Origin of the sequence: Serratia sp. BFP-2025 (assembly GCF_050880365.1) — a bacterium.
GTDB classification, from domain to species: Bacteria; Pseudomonadota; Gammaproteobacteria; order Enterobacterales; family Enterobacteriaceae; genus Serratia; species Serratia surfactantfaciens.
Genome location: NZ_JBPAFV010000003.1, coordinates 383100 through 405202 on the forward strand (window position 1 = coordinate 383100; position 22103 = coordinate 405202).

Sequence of the window (22103 nt, forward strand, 5' to 3'; positions counted from 1 at the left end):
CAGGAGCAGTAAAAAATGCCAAAACGTACAGACATAAAAAGCATCCTGATCCTCGGCGCGGGCCCGATCGTTATCGGTCAGGCGTGTGAGTTCGACTACTCTGGCGCCCAGGCGTGTAAAGCGCTGCGCGAAGAGGGCTACCGCGTCATTTTGGTCAACTCCAACCCGGCGACTATCATGACCGACCCGGAAATGGCCGACGCTACCTACATTGAGCCGATCCACTGGGAAGTGGTACGCAAGATCATCGAAAAAGAGCGCCCGGATGCGGTGCTGCCGACCATGGGCGGCCAGACGGCGCTGAACTGCGCGCTGGAGCTGGAGCGTCAGGGCGTACTGGCCGAGTTCGGCGTCACCATGATCGGCGCCACCGCCGATGCGATCGACAAGGCCGAAGACCGTCGCCGTTTCGACGTGGCGATGAAGAAGATCGGTCTGGATACCGCGCGCTCCGGCATCGCGCACACCATGGAAGAAGCGCTGGCGGTTGCCGCTGACGTCGGCTTCCCGTGCATCATCCGTCCTTCCTTTACCATGGGCGGTACCGGCGGCGGCATCGCTTACAACCGTGAAGAGTTCGAAGAAATCTGCGAACGCGGTCTGGATCTGTCGCCGACCAACGAGCTGCTGATCGACGAATCGCTGATCGGTTGGAAAGAGTACGAGATGGAAGTGGTGCGTGATAAGAACGACAACTGCATCATTGTTTGCTCCATCGAAAACTTCGACGCCATGGGCATCCACACCGGCGACTCGATCACCGTCGCGCCGGCCCAGACCCTGACCGACAAGGAATACCAAATCATGCGCAACGCCTCGATGGCGGTGCTGCGTGAGATCGGCGTCGAAACCGGCGGCTCCAACGTGCAGTTCTCGGTCAACCCGAAAACCGGCCGCCTGATCGTCATCGAAATGAACCCGCGCGTATCGCGCTCTTCGGCGCTGGCGTCGAAAGCCACCGGCTTCCCAATCGCCAAGATCGCCGCCAAGCTGGCGGTGGGTTACACCCTCGATGAGCTGATGAACGACATCACCGGCGGCCGCACCCCGGCGTCGTTCGAGCCGTCCATCGACTACGTCGTCACCAAGATCCCGCGCTTCAACTTCGAGAAGTTCGCCGGCGCCAACGATCGCCTGACCACCCAGATGAAGTCGGTCGGTGAAGTGATGGCCATCGGCCGCACCCAACAGGAGTCGCTGCAGAAAGCGCTGCGCGGCCTGGAAGTGGGCGCCACCGGTTTCGACCCGAAAGTGAGCCTGGACGATCCGGAAGCGCTGACCAAAATTCGCCGCGAGCTGAAAGACGCCGGTTCCGACCGCATCTGGTACATCGCCGACGCCTTCCGCGCCGGTCTGTCGGTCGACGGCGTCTTCAACCTGACCAACGTCGACCGCTGGTTCCTGGTGCAGATTGAAGAGCTGGTGCGCCTGGAAGAGCAGGTGGCCGACGCGGGCATCAACGGCCTGAACAAAGAGTTCCTGCGCACCCTGAAGCGCAAAGGCTTCGCCGATGCGCGCCTGGCCAAGCTGGCCGGCGTCGCCGAGAGCGAAATTCGCAAGCTGCGCCATAGCCACGGTTTGCACCCGGTGTACAAGCGCGTGGACACCTGTGCGGCGGAATTCGCCACCGACACCGCCTACATGTACTCCACTTATGAAGAAGAGTGCGAGTCCAATCCGACCAACGACCGGCCGAAAGTGATGGTGCTGGGCGGCGGGCCGAACCGTATCGGCCAGGGCATCGAGTTCGATTACTGCTGTGTGCACGCCTCGCTGGCGCTGCGCGAAGACGGCTACGAGACCATCATGGTCAACTGTAACCCGGAAACCGTCTCCACCGACTACGACACCTCCGACCGTCTGTACTTTGAGCCGGTAACGCTGGAAGACGTGCTGGAAATCGTGCGCATCGAGAAGCCGAAAGGCGTTATCGTACAGTACGGCGGCCAGACTCCGCTGAAGCTGGCGCGCGAGCTGGAAGCCGCAGGCGTGCCGATCATCGGCACCAGCCCGGACGCCATCGACCGCGCCGAAGACCGCGAACGCTTCCAGCAGGCGGTAAACCGCCTGGGCCTGAAGCAGCCGGCCAACGCCACCGTCACCGCCATCGAGCAGGCGGTGGAGAAGGCGGCGGGCATCGGCTATCCGCTGGTGGTGCGCCCTTCCTACGTGCTGGGCGGCCGGGCGATGGAAATCGTCTATGACGAAACCGACCTGCGCCGTTACTTCCAGACCGCGGTCAGCGTGTCCAACGATGCGCCGGTGCTGCTGGACCGCTTCCTGGACGATGCGGTAGAAGTGGACGTCGACGCCATCTGCGACGGCGAGCGCGTGCTGATCGGCGGCATCATGGAGCACATCGAACAGGCGGGCGTGCACTCCGGCGACTCCGCGTGTTCGCTGCCGGCATACACCCTGAGCCAGGAAATTCAGGACGTGATGCGTCGCCAGGTGGAAAAACTGGCGTTCGAGCTGCAGGTGCGCGGCTTGATGAACGTGCAGTTCGCGGTGAAAGACAACGAAGTCTACCTGATTGAAGTCAATCCGCGCGCCGCGCGTACCGTGCCGTTCGTGTCCAAAGCCACCGGCGTGCCGCTGGCCAAGGTGGCCGCGCGCGTGATGGCGGGCAAAACGCTGGTTGAGCAGGGTGTGACCGAAGAGATCATCCCGCCGTACTACTCGGTGAAAGAAGTGGTGCTGCCGTTCAACAAATTCCCGGGCGTCGACCCGATTCTGGGGCCGGAAATGCGCTCTACCGGGGAAGTGATGGGCGTGGGCCGCACCTTCGCGGAAGCCTTCTCCAAAGCGATGCTGGGCAGCAACTCGGGCATGAAGAAACAGGGCCGTGCGCTGCTGTCGGTGCGCGAAGGCGATAAAGCCCGCGTGGTCGACCTGGCCGCCAGCCTGCTGAAGCAGGGCTTCGAGCTGGACGCAACCCACGGCACCGCGGTGGTGCTGGGCGAAGCGGGCATCAACCCGCGCCTGGTCAACAAGGTGCACGAAGGGCGTCCGCACATTCAGGACCGTATCAAGAACGGCGAGTACACCTACATCGTCAACACCACGGCCGGCCGTCAGGCGATTGAAGACTCCAAGCTGATTCGCCGCAGCGCCCTGCAGTACAAGGTGCACTACGACACTACGCTGAACGGCGGCTTCGCCACCGCGATGGCGCTGAAAGCGGATCCGACCGAGCAGGTCACTTCGGTGCAGGAAATGCACGCGCGCATCGGCAAGTAACCGTGCGATAACGCTATGTCAGGGGCGCTGCAATGCAGCGCCCCTTTTTTATTCAGCAAATTTGTCGGCTGGCGTTAAAAATTTCCGCTATCAATCAGTGGGCAAACTGTCACTCTGTGTGATTGGTATATGCTTGGTGTATTGGCAAGGAACGAAGGAACGACGATAACAATGATTTTGATAATTTATGCTCACCCGTATCCCCGGCATTCGCATGCCAATCAGCGCCTGCTGCAGGCGGTGAAGGATCTCCCCGAGGTAGAGGTGCGCTCGCTGTATGAGCTGTATCCCGATTTCAATATCGACATCAATGCCGAACAGCAGGCGCTGGAGCGCGCCGACATGGTGGTGTTGCAGCATCCGATGCAGTGGTACAGCTTTCCGCCGCTGTTGAAGCTGTGGATCGATAAAGTGCTGGAGCACGGCTGGGCCTATGGCCACGACGGCAATGCGCTGGTGGGCAAAGACTGCCTGTGGGCGGTAACCAGCGGCGGTGACGAGCACCATTTCGAACTGGGCGATTTTCCCAACTTCGCCGCGCTGGCGCAGCCGCTGCAGGCCACGGCGATCTATTGCGGCATGAACTGGCAGCCGTATTTCGCCCTGCACAACACCTTTACCTGCAACGAACCGGCGTTGCTCGCCGCCGGTGAAGCCTACCGGCAGCGGTTGGTCGACTACCTGATGGAACACGCCGAAGCGGAAACCGGGGAGGCCAGCCATGGATAATCACCATATGATGATCGAGGGGCTGATCTATCTCGGCTCCGCCGCGTTATTTGTACCGATCGCGGTGCGGCTGGGGCTGGGCTCGGTGCTCGGTTACCTGATCGCCGGCTGCATCATCGGCCCCTGGGGGCTGAAACTGGTGTCGGACGCCGAGTCGATCCTCACCTTCGCCGAGATCGGCGTGGTGCTGATGCTGTTTATCATCGGTCTGGAGCTGGATCCCAAGCGGCTGTGGACGCTGCGCGCCTCGGTGTTCGGCGGCGGCAGCATTCAGATGGTAGGCTGCGGCCTGGCGCTGAGCGCTTTCTGTTACTTCCTTGGCCTCAACTGGAAGGTGGCGCTGCTGATCGGTTTGACGCTGGCGCTCTCATCCACCGCCATCGCCATGCAGGCGATGAGTGAACGCAATTTGACGCCGTCTCCGATCGGCCGCAGCGCGTTTGCGGTGCTGCTGTTCCAGGACATCGCGGCGATCCCGCTGGTGGCGATGATCCCACTGCTGGCCAGCAGCGGCGCCAGCACCACGCTGGGCGCATTCGTGCTGTCGGCGGCCAAGGTGGTGGGCGCGCTGGTGATGGTGGTGCTGCTCGGCCGCTACGTCACCCGCCCGCTGCTGCATTTCGTCGCCCGCTCGGGCATGCGCGAGGTATTCAGCGCCGTGGCGCTGTTCCTGGTGTTCGGCTTCGGCATCCTGCTGGAGATGGCCGGGCTGTCGATGGCGATGGGGGCGTTTCTCGCCGGGGTACTGCTGGCGAGCTCGGAATACCGCCACGCGCTGGAGAGCGATATTCAGCCGTTCAAAGGACTGCTGCTGGGGCTGTTCTTCATCGGCGTCGGCATGTCGATCGATTTCGGCACCCTGTTCCATCATCCGCTGCTGATCGCCTCGCTGCTGCTGGGCTTTATGCTGATCAAAGCGGCGCTGCTGTGGCTGATCGGGCCGCTGCTTGGGGTGCCGAAACGCCAGCGCGGCCTGTTCGCCATTTTGCTGGGCCAGGGCAGTGAGTTCGCTTTCGTTATCTTCAGCGCGGCGCAGCTGGCCGGCGTTTTGCCGGTCGAGTGGGCCAAGTCGCTGACGCTGGCGGTGGCGCTGTCGATGGCGGCCACGCCGCTGCTGTTGGTGATCGCCGCGCAGCTGGAGAATAATGCGCCGAAAGAGGAGCGCCCGGCTGACGTCATTGACGACGAAAATGCCAGCGTGATCATCGCCGGTTTCGGCCGTTTCGGTCAGATCGCCGGTCGTCTGCTGTTGGCCAACGGCGTGCACACCGTGGTACTGGATCACGATCCGGATCATATCGAAACGCTGCGCAAATTCGACACCAAGGTGTTCTACGGCGACGCCACGCGGGCCGATCTGCTGGAGGCCGCCGGCGCCGCCCATGCCAAGGTGCTGATCAACGCCATCGACGATGTGGAGGACAGCCTGGCGTTAACCGAGCTGGCCAGGCAGCACTTCCCGCATCTGAAGGTGGTGGCGCGGGCGCGCGACGTCGACCACTGGTATCAGCTGCGGCAGCTGGGGGTGGAAAAACCGGAGCGCGAAACCTTCGAAAGCTCGCTGCGCATCGGCCGTGAAACGCTGGAATTGCTGGGACTGGACGCCTATGAAGCGCGCGAGAAAGCGGACACTTTCCGTCGCTATAACCTGAAGATGCTGGAAGATACGCTGGAGAATTATCAGGACACTGAATTCCGTATCGCCAGCCTGCAACGGGCCAAGGAGATGCTCAGCGCGGCCATCGAGCAGGATCAGAATCGGTTGGCGCGGGTGCAGCAGACCGGTTGGCGCGGCAGTATCGACGGCAAGGCGCCGGAAGACGAAGTGGTGGAAGCCAAAGAAGCCAAAGGATAACAACAGGGGCGCCGCGATGGCGCCCCGTTTTTTTGTTCAGCTCAGCGCGACCTTGATGCCTAAGGCGATCAGCATGCCGCCCAGCAATTTGTCGACGACCTTCTGTGCCTTCTCCAGCCCGCGGCGTACCGGTCCGCTTTGGATCAGGAATACCAGCAGCGGCCACCAGATGACCGACAGGCCGAGAATAATCCCCGCGTACCACAGTTTGTCGCCCAGGCCAGAATCGATCTGCAGCACCTGGGTGAACACCGCCAGGAAGAACAGGGTGGCCTTTGGGTTCAGCAGATTGCACAGGTAGCCTTGCGCAAAGGCGCTCTTCAGGCTGACCTGCTGCTGCGGCAGATTGCTGACGTTCATTTTGCCGCCGCCGCGCGACAGCAGCGCCTGGATGCCGATCCACACCAGATACACCGCCCCAGCGTATTTCAGCAGGTTGAACAGCCACGGCGTAGTGGTGATCACCACCGCCAGCCCGGCGACGCAGTAGGACATGTGGGTGGCGACGCCGCAGATCACGCCGAAGGCGGTCATCATGGCGGCCAGACGTGGGTAGCGGGCGGCGTTTTTAATCACCAGGAAAAAATCCGGGCCGGGGGAGAGCATGCCAAGGGTGGCGATGCCGGCGACGAACAGCGAAGTTTCAAGCATGGGAGCGTCTCGCGCAAAAGGCAGAATTCTGGCGATAATAACGCCGCTTCCTCTGATGCGCATCAACCCAATGAGGTATTGTTAGGCTCTATGATAATAATTCATCTACCACCCGCGACGGAGCACCATGCAGCAGACTACCGCCACAGACATGCCGGAACCGCATCGGCAACAGCGTGAAATCACCCGCCTGTGCATTCAATGCGCGTTGCTGCTGTTGCAGCACGGCGCCGAGAGCACGGTGGTGGAACAGCTGTCGACCCGCCTGGGGTTGGCGCTGGGGATGGACAGCGTGGAAAGTTCGATCTCCGCCAATGCGGTGGTGCTGACCACCCTCAGCCACGGCGCCTGCCTGACCACCACCCGCAAGAACGTCGATCGCGGCATCAATATGCAGGTGGTGACCGAAGTGCAGCATATCGTGATCCTCGCCGAGCACCACCTGGCGGATGCGCACGACGTGGCGCGCCGCTTTGAAAGGATCCGGCCGCTGCGCTATCCGCGCTGGCTGGTGGTGCTGATGGTGGGGTTGTCCTGCGGGTGCTTCAGCATGCTCAACGGCGGCGGTGGCGACGCCTTCCTGGTGACCTTTATCGCCAGCGGCGCGGCGATGTTGGTGCGCCAAATCCTCACCGCCCGCCATATGAATCCGTTGATCAATTTCTGCCTGACGGCGTTTGTCGCTACGTCGATCTCCGGATTGCTGCTGCGCCTGCCGGCGTTTAAAGACACCTCGAGCGTGGCGATGGCCGCCAGCGTGCTGCTGCTGGTGCCGGGCTTTCCGCTGATCAACGCGGTGGCCGACATGTTCAAAGGGCATGTGAATACCGGGCTGGCGCGCTGGGCGATGGCCAGCCTGTTGACGTTGGCGACCTGTATCGGCGTGGTGATGGCGATGTCGCTGTGGGATCTGCGGGGGTGGTCATGAATCTGTTGTGGGCCTTGTTGCAGGAGATGCTGTTGGCGGCGGTGCCGGCGCTGGGCTTCGCCATGGTGTTCAACGTGCCGCTGCGTGCGCTGCGCTATTGCGCGTTGCTCGGGGCTATCGGGCGCGGTTCGCGCATGCTGATGATGCACGGCGGCATGAACATCGAGTGGGCCTCGTTGCTGGCGGCGATCCTGATCGGCATCATCGGCATCTATTGGTCGCGCTGGCTGCTGGCGCACCCGAAGGTATTCACCGTGGCGGCGGTGATCCCGATGTTCCCCGGCATTTCCGCCTATACCGCGATGATAACTGTGGTAGAGATCTCGCATCTGGGCTACAGCGAGGCCTTGATGGAGACCATGATCACCAACTTCCTCAAGGCCAGTTTCATCGTCGGCGCCTTGTCGATCGGCCTGTCGTTACCGGGTCTGTGGCTGTACCGCAAACGCCCCGGCGTGTGAAATTTCCCGGCGGAAGAACGTTGGTTATTAGATATGCTGATAAGAGCTATCTTATATATTCATCTTGCTTGATTAGCCTATCGACGGCACTCAGGCCTTTACGTATAGTGTCACCAATTTTGCTGCCTACACAGGGTTAAACAATGATTATCAGCCTGATCGCTGCCTTGGCGGCGGATCGCGTTATTGGCATGGAAAACGCCATGCCGTGGCACCTGCCGGCGGACCTTGCGTGGTTTAAACGCAACACGTTGAATAAGCCGGTTATTATGGGCCGTAAGACCTTCGAGTCCATCGGCCGCCCGCTGCCGGGCCGCCACAATATCGTTTTGAGCAGCCGCCCGGGCAGCGAAGCCGGGGTGACCTGGGTGACTTCGCTGGATGAGGCGCTGGCCGCCGCCGGCGACGTGGAAGAAGTGATGGTGATCGGCGGCGGGCGCATCTATACCCAGCTGCTGCCGCGCGCCGATCGCCTGTACCTGACGCACATCGACGCCGAAGTCGGCGGCGATACCCACTTCCCCGACTACGAGCCGGACGAGTGGGAAACCACCTTCAGCGAGTTCCACGACGCCGACGATCTGAACTCGCACAGCTACTGCTTCGAGATCCTGCAGCGCCGCTGATTTCAGCGCGTTAGCCAGGCTATCCCCGGGGGCGCAAGCAATTGCGCCCCCGGTCTTTTTGCGTCCGTCATGCGTAACCTTTCCGTCACATTACCTGATTAGTATGAAGCCCAACTCCGAGCGCCTCGGCAACTCTGGTGAATCTTGATCGCGGCGCCATAACTAAAAAGGTAACCACGCTATGACCAAGCAAATTGAGCAATTAGACGCCGATCGCCTGATCGATCCCACTCGCCGCAAACTGCTGCTCGGCAGCGCCGGCGCCGTCGGTCTGGCCGGTTTTCTCGGCGGCGGCATCTGGTCGGTCTCCGCCGAGGCGTTGGCCGAGGATCTGCCGCCGAACAGGCTGCTGGGCTTTCAGGGCATCGCCGCGTCGACCGCCGATGAGGTGACCATCACGCCGGGCTACCGGGCCGAGGTGCTGATCTCCTGGGGCGAGCCGCTGGTGGACGGCGCGCCGGCCTTCGATCCGCAGGGCAACAACAGCGCCGCCGATCAGGAAAAGCAGTTTGGCGACAACAACGACGGCATGAGCTTTTTCCCGATCGATGACAATCACGGCGTGATGGCCATCAACAACGAATACGTCAACGAGCAGTACCTGTTCGCCCACGGCGGCACCAAGGCCACTAGCCTGGAAGAAGTGCGCAAGTCGCAGGCGGCGCACGGCGTCTCTATCGTGGCGGTCAAACGCGTCGGCGATGGCCAGCGCTGGGAAGTCGAGCGCCCGTCGCGCTATAACCGCCGCATTACCGCCAACAGCGACATGCAGTTCAGCGGCCCGGCTGCCGGGCATCCGCTGCTGCAGACCGCCGCCGATCCGAGCGGCCGCAAGGTGTTGGGCACCTTCGGCAACTGCGCCAACGGCAAGACGCCGTGGGGCACTTACCTGACCTGTGAAGAAAATTTCGATACCTACTTCGGGACTCACCAGGCCGATTACCCAACCACCCCGGAACAGAAACGCTACACGCTGAAGGCCAACGAGCCGGAGCGCAACTGGCCGGACTACGACGAACGCTTCGACGTGGCGAAGAACCCCAACGAATTCAACCGCCACGGCTGGATCGTGGAGATCGATCCGCTGGATCCAACCTCGACGCCGATTAAGCACACTGCGCTGGGCCGCTTCAAACATGAGAACGCGGCGGTGACCGTCGCCAAAGACGGCCGTATGGTGGTGTATATGGGGGACGACGAGCGCGGCGAGCATATCTATAAGTATGTCTCCAAAGGCGTGGTCGACATCGCCAATCCGGCCAACAATCGCACGCTGCTGGACGAAGGGACGCTGTATGTGGCGCAGTTCGACGGCGACGAAGCCGGCACCCCGCTGAAGGGCAAAGGGCTCTGGATTGCGCTCGAGTTCGGCACGAACGGCCTGACGCCGGAGAACGGTTTCCGCGATGAGGCTGAAGTGCTGATCTTCGCCCGTAAGGCGGCGCAGCAGGTCGGCGCCACTAAAATGGATCGCCCGGAGTGGATCGCGGTGAACCCGCATGATGGCCGCGCGTACTGCACGCTGACCAACAACAGCAAGCGCGGCGAGGAAGGGATGCCGTTGAACGCCGCTAATCCGCGGCCGAACAATGTCTATGGCCAGATTATTCGCTGGGACGAGGGCGGCGACGCCACCGCCGACGCTTTCACCTGGGATATCTATGCGCTGTGCGGCAACCCGATCGCCCACCCGGAAGGCGTTAACCGCGGCACGCCGAACATCACGGCGGATAACACCTTCAACAGCCCGGACGGGCTGGGATTCGATCGCGCCGGCCGCCTGTGGATCCTCACCGACGGCAAGTACAGCAACAAGGGCGACTACGTCGGGCAGGGCAACAACCAGATGCTGGTGGGCGATCCGGTCAGCGGCGAAATTCGCCGCTTTATGGTGGGGCCGAAGTCCTGCGAACTGACCGGCATCACCTTCACTCCGGACTACAGGACGATGTTCGTCAACGTGCAGCATCCGGGAGAAGAGGGCGATTCGCACTTCCCGAACAACAGCCCGCGCCCGCGTTCATCGGTATTGATGATCACGCGTGAAGATGGCGGGGTGATTGGGGCGTAATGCGATAATATAGAAAACAAAGGCGGCCACGGGGCCGCCTTTGTATTTTCAGGATGCGGCTAATCTGCCGGCGTCAGGCGCTTCGCTGCGATTAGCTGGCTGGGTGAAATAACGACGGTCTTCCCAGCGCAGCATCGTCAGATCGCCGCCCCAGCAGCAGCCGGTATCCAGCCCGATCACGCCTTCCGGCGTGCCCTTGCCTTCGAGCGAGGCCCAATGGCCGAAGATGATGGTGTATTCGGGGTCGATCAGGCGCGGCAGTTCGAACCACGGTTTCAGCGGCGCAGGTGCGCTGCCCGGCGCATCTTTGCAGATCATGTCGAGCTGGCCGTTGGGGAAGCAGTAGCGCATGCGCGTGAACGCATTGGTGCTGAAACGCAGGCGCGCCAGGCCGCTCAACTCCGGCGCCCAGTTGTTCGGCATATCACCGTACATGGCGTCGAGGAACAGCGGGTAGCTGTCGCTGCTCAATACCGCCTCCACTTCGCGCGCACACATTTTCGCGGTGTCGATATCCCACTGCGGGGTGATGCCGGCGTGCGCCATCACCAGCTTTTGCTCATCATCCACCTGCAGCACCGGTTGGCGGCGCAGCCAGTTGATCAGCTCGTCGGCGTCAGGCGCTTCCAGCAGCGGTGTGATGCGATCTTTGGGTTTGTTGCGGCTGATGCCGGCGTAAACCGCCAGCAGGTGCAGATCGTGGTTGCCCAGCACCATGCGCACCGCCGGGCCGAGCGAGCGCACGTAGCGCAGCACGTCCAGCGAGGCGGGGCCGCGCGCCACCAGATCGCCGGTCAGCCACAGTTGATCGCGCTCGGGATCGAAAGCAGCCTGAGCCAGCAGCGACTTCAGTTCATCAAAACAGCCGTGAACGTCGCCGATAAGGTATGTCGACATAATTAATGGATCAGCGTTGGAATGGCTAAGCGGAACACGGGAATAGCGGTGCGGAACGGCTGACCCTGATGATCAACCATTTCGTAATGGCCTTCCATGGTGCCCAGCGGCGTTTCCAGAATGGCGCCGCTGGTATACTGAAACTCTCCGCCGGGCGGAATGACGGGCTGTTCGCCGATCACGCCTTCGCCCTGGACTTCGGTTTGGCGGCCGTTGCTGTTGGTGATCAGCCAGTAACGGCCCAGCAGTTGCACGTCGCTCCGCCCCAAATTGCGGATAGTGATGGTATAGGCGAAGACGTAACGCTCTTCTTCAGGGATCGACTGTGATTCCACATAGATGCTCTGAACCTGAATACACACGCGGGGCGAATCAATCATGACAACAACTCCTTATTGCTGCGGCGCCGGATTGGCTGACAGCCAGTTCGCCAGCTTGCAGTACTGCGCCACAGAAATATTCTCTGCTCTGAGCGAAGGATCGACACCCAGTTCCGTCAGCTGCTCCGGCGTGAACAGGTCGCCCAGGCTATTGCGGATGGTTTTCCGCCGCTGGTTGAACGCCTGCGTGGTGATGCGGCTCAGCATACGCACGTCGCCCACCGGGTTTGGCAGCACGCGGTGCGGCACCAGGCGCACCACGGCGGAATCGACCTTCGGCGGCGGCGCGAACGCGGTCGGCGGCACTTCCAGCACCGGAATGACGTTGCAGTAGTACTGTGCCATCACGGTCAAACGCCCGTAGGCCTTGCTGTCAGGGCCGGCCACCAGACGGTTGACCACCTCTTTCTGCAACATAAAGTGCATGTCGCGGATTGCCTGAGTATAGCTGAAAAGGTGGAACATCAGCGGCGTCGAAATATTGTACGGCAGGTTACCAAATACGCGCAGCGGTTGGCCAGCTTCCTCGGCCAGTTCGGCGAAATTCACCGTCATGGCGTCCTGCTGGCGGATGGTCAGCTTGTCTTTCAGCTGCGGATGATTCTCCAGCCGGGTGGCCAGATCGCGGTCCAGTTCGATCACCGTCATGCGGTCCATGCGCGCGCCGACCGGCTCGGTCAAGGCGCCGAGGCCGGGGCCGATCTCAACCACCGCTTCGCCCGGCTGCGGGTGAATGGCGGAGACAATGCTATCGATGACAAACTGATCGGTTAAAAAGTTTTGTCCAAAGCGTTTGCGGGCAAAGTGCCCTTGGTGGACTCTGTTATTCATTACAATTAATTATCATTTTAATGGCGAGATTCAGGGCCGTTTGGAAACTGCCGACATCGGCGGTGCCGGTGCCGGCCAGTTCCAGAGCGGTGCCGTGGTCGACCGAGGTGCGTATGAAAGGCAAACCGAGGGTGATATTCACCGCGCGGCCGAACCCTTGGTATTTTAGCACCGGCAGCCCCTGATCGTGATACATCGCCAGCACCGCATCGGCATCTTGCAGATATTTGGGCTGGAACAGGGTGTCCGCCGGCAGCGGGCCGACAAGATGGATGCCGTCAGCGCGCAGCGCATCGAGCGCCGGGATGATGGTGTCTATCTCTTCGCGCCCCATATGGCCGCCTTCCCCGGCGTGGGGATTCAGACCGCAGACGTAAATGTGCGGCTGGGCGATGCCAAATTTGGTTTTCAGATCGTGGTCGAGAATGCGGATGACTTCGAACAGGCTCTGCTGCGTGATGGCGCCCGGCACCGCCAGCAGCGGCAGGTGGGTGGTCGCCAGCGCCACGCGCAGCTCTTCGGTCGCGAGCATCATCACCACGCGATCGCAGCGGCTGCGATCGGCAAAGAATTCGGTATGGCCGATAAACGGCACGCCGGCGTCGTTGATCACGCCCTTGTTCACCGGGCCGGTGATCAGTGCGGAAAACTCGCCGTTCAGGCAGCCGTCGCAGGCGCGCGCCAGGGTTTCCACCACGTAGGCGCTGTTGCCGACGTTCAACTCACCGGCGGTAACCGGGTGAGCGAGCGGCACCGGCAGCACGGTCAGCGTGCCGGCGCGTTGCGCTTCGGCCGGTTGCTGCGGTTGGTAGTCGCGCAGCGTCAGCGGCAGGCCCAGGCGTTCGGCGCGTTCAAGCAACAAGGCCGGATCGGCGCACACCACCAGCTCAACAGGCCAATCCTGTTGCGCCAGGGCGGCTACCAAATCCGGCCCCACCCCGGCGGGTTCGCCGGGGGTAATGACGACGCGTTTATTGCTGTGCATCGCTGCCATCGAGGATCTTCACGTAGGCCTGGGCGCGCTGTTCCTGCATCCAGGTCTGCGCTTCTTCGGCGAACTTGCGGTTGAACAGCATGCGGTAAGCGCGATCTTTCTGCGCGGCGTCGGTTTTATCCACCTGACGGGTATCCAGCAGCTGAATCAGGTGCCAACCGAAGGAAGAGTGTACCGGCGCGCTGATTTCACCCTTGCTCAGCTTCAGCAGCGCATCGCGGAAGGCCGGATCGTAGATGTCCGGAGAAGCCCAGCCCAGATCGCCGCCCTGCATGGCGGAACCCGGATCTTGCGACAGCTGTTTGGCTTCGTCGGCGAATTTGGCGCGGCCGCTCTTGATGGCTTCCGCCACGGATTGCAGCTTGGCGCGCGCCTGATCGTCAGTCAACACCACGGAAGGCTTCAGCAGGATGTGACGGGCGTGCACTTCGGTGACCGAGACCGACTGACTGGCGCCGCGGATGTCGTTCACTTTCAGGATATGGAAGCCGACGCCGGAACGGATTGGGCCGACGACGTCGCCTTTCTTGGCGCTCACCAGACGTTCCGCGAACAGGGTCGGGATCTCTTGCAGTTTGCCCCAGCCCATGTTGCCGCCTTTCAGCGCCTGAGAGTCAGCGGAGTAGGTGATCGCCAGCTTGCCGAAGTCGGCGCCGCTGTTGATCTCGCCCACCAGACGTTTGGCCAGTTCTTCGGCTTTGTCGACCTGCTGCTGCGACGGGTTCTCAGGCAGCGGGATCAGGATGTGGCTGATGTTCATTTCGGTGTCGCTGCCGTTCTGCGCGCCCACCTGTTTGGCCAGCGAGTCCACTTCCTGCGGCAGGATAGTGACGCGGCGACGCACTTCGTTGTTACGCACTTCGGAGATCAGCATCTCTTTGCGGATCTGCGCGCGATAGGTGTTGTAGTTCAGCCCTTCATACGACAGGCGGCTGCGCAGCTGATCGACGCTCATGCGGTTTTGCGCGGCGATGTTGGCGATCGCCTTGTCCAGATCGGCGTCGGACACGGTGATGCCCATTTTCTTGGCCATCTGCAGCTGGATGTTATCCATGATCAGACGTTCGATGATCTGATGGCGCAGCGTCTTGTCGTCCGGCAGCTGTTGGCCGGCCTGCTGGGCGTTGAGTTTCACCGACTGCAACAGTCCGTTGACGTCGCTTTCGAGTACCACGCCGTTATCCACGACGGCGGCGACTTTATCCACTTCTTGGGGTGCTGCGAACGCGGCATTGGCGCAAACCACCAATCCGAGAATAAGCGTTCTCCAGTTCTTCATACATTTCCCATTATGTAATCCGCAAATGCGGGTGAAAGTTCTCGTTTTCAAAGTGTTGCAAAGCGTCAGAATGCGCGCTGATACGGCAGAATGCCGGAGCGCAGCATTTCCGCGGAGCCGAGACTATGATCGCTGCTCAGGCCACGCAGTTCGACGTTGAACGAAACTCTGTTGTCGTAAACGCTGGTATTGTTGCTGGTGTTCCAGTCGGTGATCTTGCGCTCATAGCCCAGGGTCACTGCCCAGCAGCAGGTGTTGTACTTCAGCCCCACCAGCTGATCGGCGGATTGTTTGGCGCGGGTGTCGTAGTAATACGCCCCGACGACCGCCCAACGATCGGCGATCGGCCAGCTGCCGGTAATGCCCACCTGCGAGATGCCGTCCTGGAAGGCCGGAACCGTCTTGGTGTTCAACGCCGTCTGGATGTATTCCGGCGTGGCGTAACGGTAGTTCAGCTGCACCACGCGCTCGGCGTCCTGGCGGTATTCCACCACGCCGTTGCCCAGCGAGACGCTGCTCAGGCGGGTGTCGTACTGCAGGCCGCCGCGCAGACCCCAACGATCGTCGATCTTCCAATAGGTATCGCCGGCCCAGGCCACGCTGCCGGTATTATCGTTGTTATCGAAACTCGTCATCTGGTCGCCGGTACGCGAACGGCTGAAGTAGTAGATTTGACCCACGGAAGCGTTAAAACGTTCAACCAGCGCGTCATCATAAATACGGGTGGTCAAACCGGTGGAGACACGGTTCTGCGAAGCGATGCGATCCAGGCCGCTGTAGGTGCGGTCGCGGAACAGGCCGGAGTAATCGGTCTGCAGCAGCGTAGTGTCGTAGGTGTAGATGTTGCTTTGATCGCGATACGGCACGTACAGGTACTGCACGCGCGGCTCCAGGGTCTGGGTAGCGCCTTCTGCCCAGATCATCGGCCGCTCGAACACCAGCTTGCCGTCGACCTTGAACTGCGGCAATACGCGGTTGACCGAATCGTCAAGATCCGGCGCGGCGGCGCCTTTGCGGCTCTGGTAGTTGGCGGCGAAACCGTCAGGAATATCCTGCTGGTAGTGGGTCGCCATCACCTTGGCTTCGGTGTTCAGGCTGGCCCAGCCGTTGGTCAGCGGCAGGTTGAGCGTCGGTTCCATATGCAGACGGGTGGCGTCCGGGCTGTATGGGTTGACGCTGGTGAACTTGGCCGCCTGGCCGTAGATATGGAAATCGAACGGGCCGAGGTCGTTCTTGTAGTAGTTCAGATCCAGCTGCGGCTGCACCTTGTAGGTGTCAGACAGGGTGCGGTTGGTATCGTCGTAAATCTGGAATTGCTTGGAGCTCAGCGTGGCGTTCCAGTTCTCGTTGGCGTAGCCGAGGCTGAATTTCTGCGTGGCGTAGCCGTCGGTGGTGGAACCGTACTTGGAGTCCAGATCGGTGAAGTATTTGGAATCGCTGACCTTGGTGTAGTCGACGTTGAAGCGCCACACCTGGTCCATCACGCCGTTGTGGTTCCAATAGAACAGCCAGCGCTTGCTGTCGTCATGATCTTTGCCGTATTCCCGGTCGTTCGGCAGCCAGTCTAATTCCATCAGGCCAAGGCCCGGTTGCACCAGGTAGCGGAATTCGGTCTGCCACTGCAGGCCGCGCTTGGACATATAATGCGGCGTGATGGTGGCGTCGTAGTTCGGCGCGATGTTCCAGTAGTACGGCAACATGAACTCGAAGCCGTTGTTGCTGCCGTATTTGGCGTTCGGGATCAGGAAGCCTGAACGGCGCTTGTCGCCGACCGGCAGCTGCAGGTACGGGCTGTAGAACACCGGCACGCCGCCGATGCGGAAGCGGGCGTTCCACACTTCCGCCACCTGCTCTTCGCGGTCGTGGATCACTTCGGAGCCGACTACGCTCCAGCTGTCGTCGCCCGGCAGACAGGAGGTAAAGGTGCCGTTTTCCAGAATGGTGTAACGGTTGGCGCCGCGCATTTTCATCTTGTCGGCATCGCCACGCCCCTGACGGCCTACCATCTGGTAGTCGCCTTCATAGACGTCGGTATCTTTGGTGTTCAGGTTCGACCAGGCCTTCGGGCCTTTCAGTTTGATCTGATTGTCGCTGTAGTGCACGTCACCGGTGGCCGTGACGGTGCGCACGGGCTCCGTCTGACCCGGGTTTTGCGTCTGGTTCAGCTCAACTTCTTTGGCGGTCAGGGTGCTGTTGCCCTGCTCGACACGCACGTTGCCGCTGAACAGGGCGCTTTTCGGGTAGTCGGCGCGCGAGTCGTCGGCATTGATGGTCACAGGCTGGCTGTTTGGATCGCCGCTGACCAAAGGCTTGTCGTAAACGGGAACGCCAAGCATGCATTGCTCGGCCAGATCAGCCAGCGCATGCTGACTGTAGAGTGCCGTCCAAATCATCGTGGCCAGCAGGGTTGGGAAACTTTTTTTCATACGCGGTTTTGGTGTTCCGTCATCAGAGGCGTCGTGTCCGGCAAACGGTCAGAGACTATATTACTCATCTGCGTTGCGCTAGTGCTAAATCCAGCCGTTTACTTGCGTCGTCGTTAGGCGCAAAGATAAATGACAGGTATGATAATCCAAATTCTGGGAAAAATCGCCTGCGCCCTTTCCTGAAACGGAGGAGAGCGGGCGGCTTTCGGCATGATAATTGAGGAGTATATGCAGTATTGGGGAAAACTGCTCGGCGTCATCGTCGCCATCTGGTCTGGCGCGGGATTCTGGGGTGTAGTTCTGGGGCTGATTATCGGTCATATGATCGATACGGCGCGCAGCAACAAGCGCAGCCGGGGTTTTTTCACCGACCAGCAAACGCGGCAAACGCTGTTTTTCCGCACCACTTTTCAGGTGATGGGCCACCTGACCAAATCCAAAGGACGTGTCACCGAGGCGGATATCCAGATTGCCAGCCTGTTCATGGATCGCCTGCAGCTGCACGGCGAAGCGCGCACCGCGGCGCAGCAGGCGTTCCGCGAGGGCAAACAGAGCCAGTTCCCGCTGCGTGAGACGCTGCAGCAGTTCCGCAGCATCTGCTTCGGCCGCTTTGATTTGATTCGGATGTTTCTGGAAATTCAGATTCAGGCGGCGTTCGCCGACGGCTCGCTGCATCCGAATGAACGTCAGGTACTGTACGTCATCGCCGAAGAGCTGGGCATTTCGCGCGCGCAGTTCGATCAGTTCCTCAGCATGATGGAGGGGGGGCGCCAATTCGGCGGCGGTCAACAGGGCGGGTATTCGCAGGGCGGCTATCAGCAGGCTCAGCGCGGCCCGACGCTCGACGATGCGTGCAAGGTGCTCGGCGTGAGCAGCAGCGACGATGCCGCCACCATCAAGCGCGCCTACCGTAAGCTGATGAGCGAACACCATCCGGATAAGCTGGTGGCGAAAGGCTTGCCGCCGCAGATGATGGAAATGGCCAAGCAAAAAGCGCAGGAGATTCAGGCGGCGTACGACCTGATCAAACGCGAGAAAGGTTTTAAATAGGCGATGAAAGCGGGCCCGGCATGCCGAGCCCGTTTAACATATGATTCAGAAATCCGGCTCGGCGCGAAAGTGCATCGGCGTCTGGAAGGCGGGATGGGTGATGCGCAACTCTTGCGCATGCAGCTGCAATCGCGGCGCCATCACCTTGGCTTCCGGCGGGGCGTAGAAACCGTCGCCGAGTATCGGGTGCCCCAGCGCCAACATGTGCACCCGCAGCTGATGTGAGCGGCCGGTGATCGGCGTCAGCTTCACGCGCGTGCTGCCATCGGCGTCGCGCGACAGCACCAGATACTCGGTTTGCGCCGCTTTGCCGGTGTCAAAACACACCTTTTGCAGCGGCCGATTAGGCCAGTCGCAGATCAGCGGCAAATCCACCAACCCCTCGTCATGTTCCATATGCCCCCAAACGCGGGCGATATAGGATTTCTTCGGTTCGCGTTCGCGGAACTGCCGCTTCAGCTCACGCTCGGCGGCCTTGTTGAGCGCCACCACGATCACCCCGCTGGTGGCCATGTCGAGCCGGTGCACCGATTCGGCGGCCGGATGATCGGCCTGAATGCGGGTCATCAGGCTGTCTTTGTTTTCCGGCGCGCGGCCGGGCACCGACAGCAAGCCGCTGGGCTTGTTGACCACCATGATGTGTTCATCCTGATACAGGATGTGCAGCGGGTCCTGCGGGGGATTATAGGGTTCCATCTTGGCTCCGCGAAAAGGGCCGAACGGGGAGGCGGCTGCCTCCCCGCGTCGCGCCGGTTACTGGTGGGTGACCACCACCAGACGAATGGCATCCAGGCGCCAGCCGGCTTCATTGAGGTTGGCCAGCACCTGACGGCGGTTGAACTCCAGCGTTTCGACTTCGTCGTCGCGAATGTTCGGGTTGACCGCTTTCAGCGCTTCCAGACGCGCCAGCTCGGCGCTCAGCTTGTCGTCCGCCTCTTGTTTGGCTTGCTCGATAAGCGTGCGCGCCTGTGCTTCGACCAGGCTTTCCGCCTGCTGCAGCATGGCGTGCACGTCTTGCTGCACGGCGTTGACCAGCTTGCTGGAGGTGTGGCGGTTGACCGCGTTCAACTGGCGGTTGAAGCTTTCGAACTCGACCTGCGCCGCCAGGTTGGTGCCCTTGCGATCCATCAGCATGCGGATCGGCGTCGGCGGCAGGAAGCGGGTCAGTTGCAGGTGCTTCGGCGCCTGGGCTTCCACCACGTACACCAGTTCAACCAGCAGGGTGCCGACCGGCAACGCTTTGTTTTTCAACAGGGACACCGCACAGCTGCCGGTATCGCCGGACAGGATCAGATCCAGGCCGTTGCGGATGATCGGGTGTTCCCAACTGACGAACTGCGCGTCTTCGCGCGACAGCGCCTGATCGCGGTCGAAGGTGACGGTACAGCCGTCCTGCGGCAGGCCCGGGAAGTCCGGCACCAGCATATGGTCGGACGGCGTCAGCACGATCAGGTTGTCGCTGCGGTCTTCCTGATTGATGCCGACGATGTCGAACAGGTTGAGCGCAAAGCCCACCAGGTTGACGTCGTTATCCTGCTCGGCGATGGCGGCGGCCAGCGCCTGGGCTTTATCGCCGCCGTTGGAGTGCATCTCCAGCAGGCGGTCGCGCCCCTGTTCCAACTGCGCTTTCAATTGATCGTGCTGTTGGCGGCAGGCGTGGATGAATTCGTCCAGCCCTTCCTGCTCGGTCGGCGCGGCCAGAAAACCGATCAACTGCTCATAGCAGCTGTCGTAGATGGTGCGGCCGGTCGGGCAGGTGTGCTCGAAGGCGTCCAGCCCTTCGTGGAACCAGCGGCCCAGCACCGCCTGCGCGGTGTGCTCCAGGTAAGGCACCATGATCTGGATGTCGTGCATCTGGCCTATACGGTCCAGACGGCCGATACGTTGCTCCAGCAGGTCCGGGTTGAACGGCAGATCGAACATCACCAACTGGCTGGCGAACTGGAAGTTGCGGCCTTCGGAACCGATCTCGGAACACAGCAGCACCTGCGCGCCTTCCTCTTCGGAGGCGAAGTAGGCGGCGGCGCGGTCGCGCTCGATGATCGACAGCCCTTCGTGGAACACCGCGGCGCGGATCGCTTCACGTTCGCGCAGCACCTGCTCCAGCTGCAGCGCAGTGTCGGCCTTGGCGCAGATCACCAGCACTTTTTCGTTGCGGTTGGCCAGCAGGTAATCCAGCAGCCATTCGACGCGCGGGTCGAAGTTCCACCAGGTGGCGTTTTCGCCTTCGAATTCCTGGTAGATTTGCTCCGGGTACAGCATGTCGCGCGCACGGGCTTCGACGGACTTTTTAGCGCCCATGATGCCGGAGACTTTGATCGCGGTCTGATACTGGGTCGGCAACGGCAGCTTGATCTGGTGCAGGTTGCGGTGCGGGAAGCCCTTCACGCCGTTACGGGTGTTGCGGAACAGCACACGGCTGGTGCCGTGGCGATCCATCAGCATCGAAACCAGCTCCTGGCGCGCCTGCTCGGCGTTGTCGCCTTCGCTGTTGGCGGCTTTGAGCAGCGGCTCGATGTCCTGCTCGTCGATCAGCTCGCCCAGCAGGTTCAGCTTGTCGTCAGCCAGGCGCTCACCGCTCAGCAACAGGGTGACGGCGTCGGCCACCGGACGGTATTTCTGCTGCTCGGCGACGAACTCGCCGTAGTCGTGGAAACGGTTTGGATCGAGCAGGCGCAGGCGCGCAAAGTGGCTCTGTTGGCCGAGCTGTTCCGGGGTGGCGGTCAGCAGCAACACGCCGGGGATATGCTCGGCCAGCTGTTCGATCACCTGATATTCGCGGCTCGGCGCTTCTTCGCTCCAGGCCAGGTGGTGCGCTTCATCGACCACCAGCAGGTCCCACTGGGCGTCCGCCAGCTCTTCCAGACGCTGCTTGTTGCGGCGCACGAAGTCCAGCGAGCAGATCACCAGCTGTTCGGTCTCGAACGGGTTGCTGCTGTCGAGCTTGGCTTCGGCGTAGCGGCTGTCGTCAAACAGCGAGAAGTAGAGGTTGAAGCGGCGCATCATCTCCACCAGCCACTGGTGCTGCAGCGTTTCCGGCACCACGATCAGCACGCGCTCGGCGCGGCCCGCCAGCAGCTGCTGGTGGATGATCATGCCGGCTTCGATGGTTTTGCCGAGGCCGACTTCGTCCGCGAGCAGAACGCGCGGCGCATGGCGCTGGCCGACTTCATGGGCGATGTGCAGCTGGTGCGGGATCAGACTGGCGCGCATGCCGCGCAGGCCGGCGAACGGCAGGCGATACTGCTCGCTCTGGTATTTGCGCGCGCGAAAACGCAGCGCGAAACGGTCCATGCGGTCGATCTGGCCGGCGAACAGACGATCCTGCGGTTTGCTGAAGGTCAGTTTGCTGTCCAGCAGCACTTCGCGCATCGCCACGCCGCTTTCCTGGGTGTCCAGACGGGTGCCGATATAGGTCAACAGACCGTTTTCCTCTTTCACCTCTTCCACCTGCAGCTGCCAGCCCTCGTGGCTGCTGACGGTATCGCCCGGGTTGAACATCACGCGGGTGATCGGCGAATCGTTTCTGGCATAGAGGCGGTTTTCACCGGTGGCGGGGAAAAGCAGGGTAATCATGCGCGCATCCAGCGCCACGACGGTTCCCAATCCTAATTCGCTTTCCGTGTCGCTGATCCAGCGTTGACCAAGAGTAAAAGGCATATATTGTCGGCTCGATTCTTTGTAA

At 61.4% G+C, this 22103-nt stretch carries 17 protein-coding genes; 8 read left to right on the forward strand and 9 right to left on the reverse strand.

The window, feature by feature from the left end; all coding sequences use genetic code 11:
• The first annotated feature begins 15 nt into the window (after window positions 1-15).
• The 3 genes from carB to kefC all read left to right on the forward strand — a co-directional run bounded on the left by carB (window position 16) and on the right by kefC (window position 5824).
• Window positions 16-3240 carry a carbamoyl-phosphate synthase large subunit gene (gene carB / locus ACRAWE_RS19890; protein WP_019455031.1) on the forward strand — a complete coding sequence of 1075 codons (3225 nt, stop codon included), beginning with the start codon at window positions 16-18 and terminating at the stop codon, window positions 3238-3240.
• A 171-nt stretch (window positions 3241-3411) separates the two neighbouring features.
• On the forward strand, window positions 3412-3969 hold the full coding sequence (gene kefF / locus ACRAWE_RS19895) for a glutathione-regulated potassium-efflux system oxidoreductase KefF (protein WP_063918140.1): 558 nt from the start codon (window positions 3412-3414) through the stop codon (window positions 3967-3969).
• Window positions 3962-5824: a glutathione-regulated potassium-efflux system protein KefC gene (gene kefC, locus ACRAWE_RS19900; RefSeq protein ID WP_432525793.1), complete on the forward strand. Its 1863-nt coding sequence runs from the start codon at window positions 3962-3964 to the stop codon at window positions 5822-5824. Before kefF ends, kefC begins: the two co-directional genes overlap by 8 nt.
• A gap of 36 nt (window positions 5825-5860) precedes the next feature.
• Here the strand turns inward: kefC and ACRAWE_RS19905 are convergent, their stop codons facing one another.
• Window positions 5861-6475 (reverse strand): LysE family translocator, encoded by a 615-nt coding sequence (locus ACRAWE_RS19905; protein ID WP_019455034.1) that lies wholly within the window; start codon window positions 6473-6475, stop codon window positions 5861-5863.
• Window positions 6476-6602: 127 nt separating this feature from the next.
• Here ACRAWE_RS19905 and ACRAWE_RS19910 point away from each other — a divergent pair, with 127 nt between their 5' ends.
• From ACRAWE_RS19910 to ACRAWE_RS19925, 4 genes are all read left to right on the forward strand, one after another.
• On the forward strand, window positions 6603-7403 hold the full coding sequence (locus ACRAWE_RS19910; RefSeq protein WP_141971008.1) for a threonine/serine ThrE exporter family protein: 801 nt from the start codon (window positions 6603-6605) through the stop codon (window positions 7401-7403).
• Complete coding sequence (locus ACRAWE_RS19915; protein WP_019455036.1) at window positions 7400-7864, forward strand: threonine/serine exporter; 465 nt, start codon at window positions 7400-7402, stop codon at window positions 7862-7864. The genes ACRAWE_RS19910 and ACRAWE_RS19915 overlap by 4 nt, the downstream gene beginning before the upstream one ends.
• Before the next feature lie 143 nt (window positions 7865-8007).
• Window positions 8008-8490, forward strand: coding sequence for a type 3 dihydrofolate reductase (gene folA / locus ACRAWE_RS19920; RefSeq protein WP_019455037.1), 483 nt, complete (start codon window positions 8008-8010; stop codon window positions 8488-8490).
• Between the two features lie 181 nt (window positions 8491-8671).
• Window positions 8672-10561 carry a PhoX family protein gene (locus ACRAWE_RS19925; RefSeq protein ID WP_432525794.1) on the forward strand — a complete coding sequence of 630 codons (1890 nt, stop codon included), beginning with the start codon at window positions 8672-8674 and terminating at the stop codon, window positions 10559-10561.
• A 48-nt stretch (window positions 10562-10609) separates the two neighbouring features.
• On the opposite strand, the gene apaH is transcribed toward ACRAWE_RS19925, so the two are convergent.
• The 6 genes from apaH to lptD form a co-directional block, all read right to left on the reverse strand.
• Window positions 10610-11458 carry a bis(5'-nucleosyl)-tetraphosphatase (symmetrical) ApaH gene (apaH, locus tag ACRAWE_RS19930; protein ID WP_019455039.1) on the reverse strand — a complete coding sequence of 283 codons (849 nt, stop codon included), beginning with the start codon at window positions 11456-11458 and terminating at the stop codon, window positions 10610-10612.
• Window positions 11459-11460: 2 nt separating this feature from the next.
• On the reverse strand, window positions 11461-11838 hold the full coding sequence (gene apaG, locus ACRAWE_RS19935) for a Co2+/Mg2+ efflux protein ApaG (RefSeq protein ID WP_019455040.1): 378 nt from the start codon (window positions 11836-11838) through the stop codon (window positions 11461-11463).
• A gap of 12 nt (window positions 11839-11850) precedes the next feature.
• On the reverse strand, window positions 11851-12669 hold the full coding sequence (gene rsmA, locus ACRAWE_RS19940; protein WP_063918142.1) for a 16S rRNA (adenine(1518)-N(6)/adenine(1519)-N(6))-dimethyltransferase RsmA: 819 nt from the start codon (window positions 12667-12669) through the stop codon (window positions 11851-11853).
• Window positions 12662-13663: a 4-hydroxythreonine-4-phosphate dehydrogenase PdxA gene (pdxA, locus tag ACRAWE_RS19945; protein ID WP_019455042.1), complete on the reverse strand. Its 1002-nt coding sequence runs from the start codon at window positions 13661-13663 to the stop codon at window positions 12662-12664. The genes rsmA and pdxA overlap by 8 nt, the downstream gene beginning before the upstream one ends.
• A complete protein-coding gene (surA, locus tag ACRAWE_RS19950) occupies window positions 13641-14942 on the reverse strand; it encodes a peptidylprolyl isomerase SurA (RefSeq protein ID WP_197667715.1) in 1302 nt (433 codons plus the stop codon). The genes pdxA and surA overlap by 23 nt, the downstream gene beginning before the upstream one ends.
• A 65-nt stretch (window positions 14943-15007) precedes the next feature.
• The gene (lptD, locus tag ACRAWE_RS19955) at window positions 15008-17368 is read right to left on the reverse strand and encodes an LPS assembly protein LptD (RefSeq protein WP_019455044.1); all 2361 of its coding nucleotides are present in this window, start codon (window positions 17366-17368) and stop codon (window positions 15008-15010) included.
• A gap of 228 nt (window positions 17369-17596) precedes the next feature.
• On the opposite strand from lptD, the gene djlA reads away from it, so the two are divergent.
• Window positions 17597-18418: a co-chaperone DjlA gene (gene djlA / locus ACRAWE_RS19960; RefSeq protein ID WP_033641240.1), complete on the forward strand. Its 822-nt coding sequence runs from the start codon at window positions 17597-17599 to the stop codon at window positions 18416-18418.
• A 45-nt stretch (window positions 18419-18463) separates the two neighbouring features.
• Here djlA and rluA read toward each other — a convergent pair whose 3' ends face one another.
• Window positions 18464-19114: a bifunctional tRNA pseudouridine(32) synthase/23S rRNA pseudouridine(746) synthase RluA gene (gene rluA / locus ACRAWE_RS19965; protein WP_197667716.1), complete on the reverse strand. Its 651-nt coding sequence runs from the start codon at window positions 19112-19114 to the stop codon at window positions 18464-18466.
• A 57-nt stretch (window positions 19115-19171) separates the two neighbouring features.
• Window positions 19172-22078, reverse strand: coding sequence for an RNA polymerase-associated protein RapA (rapA, locus tag ACRAWE_RS19970; RefSeq protein WP_025159632.1), 2907 nt, complete (start codon window positions 22076-22078; stop codon window positions 19172-19174).
• Between the last annotated feature and the right edge of the window lie 25 nt (window positions 22079-22103).

What these genes read in the sequence shown, in the direction of transcription:
- carB (WP_019455031.1), top strand. Translation starts at nt 16, where the DNA reads ATGCCAAAACGTACAGACATAAAAAGCATCCTGATCCTCGGCGCGGGC.
- kefF (WP_063918140.1), top strand. Translation starts at nt 3,412, where the DNA reads ATGATTTTGATAATTTATGCTCACCCGTATCCCCGGCATTCGCATGCC.
- kefC (WP_432525793.1), top strand. Translation starts at nt 3,962, where the DNA reads ATGGATAATCACCATATGATGATCGAGGGGCTGATCTATCTCGGCTCC.
- ACRAWE_RS19905 (WP_019455034.1), bottom strand. Translation starts at nt 6,475, where the DNA reads ATGCTTGAAACTTCGCTGTTCGTCGCCGGCATCGCCACCCTTGGCATG.
- ACRAWE_RS19910 (WP_141971008.1), top strand. Translation starts at nt 6,603, where the DNA reads ATGCAGCAGACTACCGCCACAGACATGCCGGAACCGCATCGGCAACAG.
- ACRAWE_RS19915 (WP_019455036.1), top strand. Translation starts at nt 7,400, where the DNA reads ATGAATCTGTTGTGGGCCTTGTTGCAGGAGATGCTGTTGGCGGCGGTG.
- folA (WP_019455037.1), top strand. Translation starts at nt 8,008, where the DNA reads ATGATTATCAGCCTGATCGCTGCCTTGGCGGCGGATCGCGTTATTGGC.
- ACRAWE_RS19925 (WP_432525794.1), top strand. Translation starts at nt 8,672, where the DNA reads ATGACCAAGCAAATTGAGCAATTAGACGCCGATCGCCTGATCGATCCC.
- apaH (WP_019455039.1), bottom strand. Translation starts at nt 11,458, where the DNA reads ATGTCGACATACCTTATCGGCGACGTTCACGGCTGTTTTGATGAACTG.
- apaG (WP_019455040.1), bottom strand. Translation starts at nt 11,838, where the DNA reads ATGATTGATTCGCCCCGCGTGTGTATTCAGGTTCAGAGCATCTATGTG.
- rsmA (WP_063918142.1), bottom strand. Translation starts at nt 12,669, where the DNA reads ATGAATAACAGAGTCCACCAAGGGCACTTTGCCCGCAAACGCTTTGGA.
- pdxA (WP_019455042.1), bottom strand. Translation starts at nt 13,663, where the DNA reads ATGGCAGCGATGCACAGCAATAAACGCGTCGTCATTACCCCCGGCGAA.
- surA (WP_197667715.1), bottom strand. Translation starts at nt 14,942, where the DNA reads ATGAAGAACTGGAGAACGCTTATTCTCGGATTGGTGGTTTGCGCCAAT.
- lptD (WP_019455044.1), bottom strand. Translation starts at nt 17,368, where the DNA reads ATGAAAAAAAGTTTCCCAACCCTGCTGGCCACGATGATTTGGACGGCA.
- djlA (WP_033641240.1), top strand. Translation starts at nt 17,597, where the DNA reads ATGCAGTATTGGGGAAAACTGCTCGGCGTCATCGTCGCCATCTGGTCT.
- rluA (WP_197667716.1), bottom strand. Translation starts at nt 19,114, where the DNA reads ATGGAACCCTATAATCCCCCGCAGGACCCGCTGCACATCCTGTATCAG.
- rapA (WP_025159632.1), bottom strand. Translation starts at nt 22,078, where the DNA reads ATGCCTTTTACTCTTGGTCAACGCTGGATCAGCGACACGGAAAGCGAA.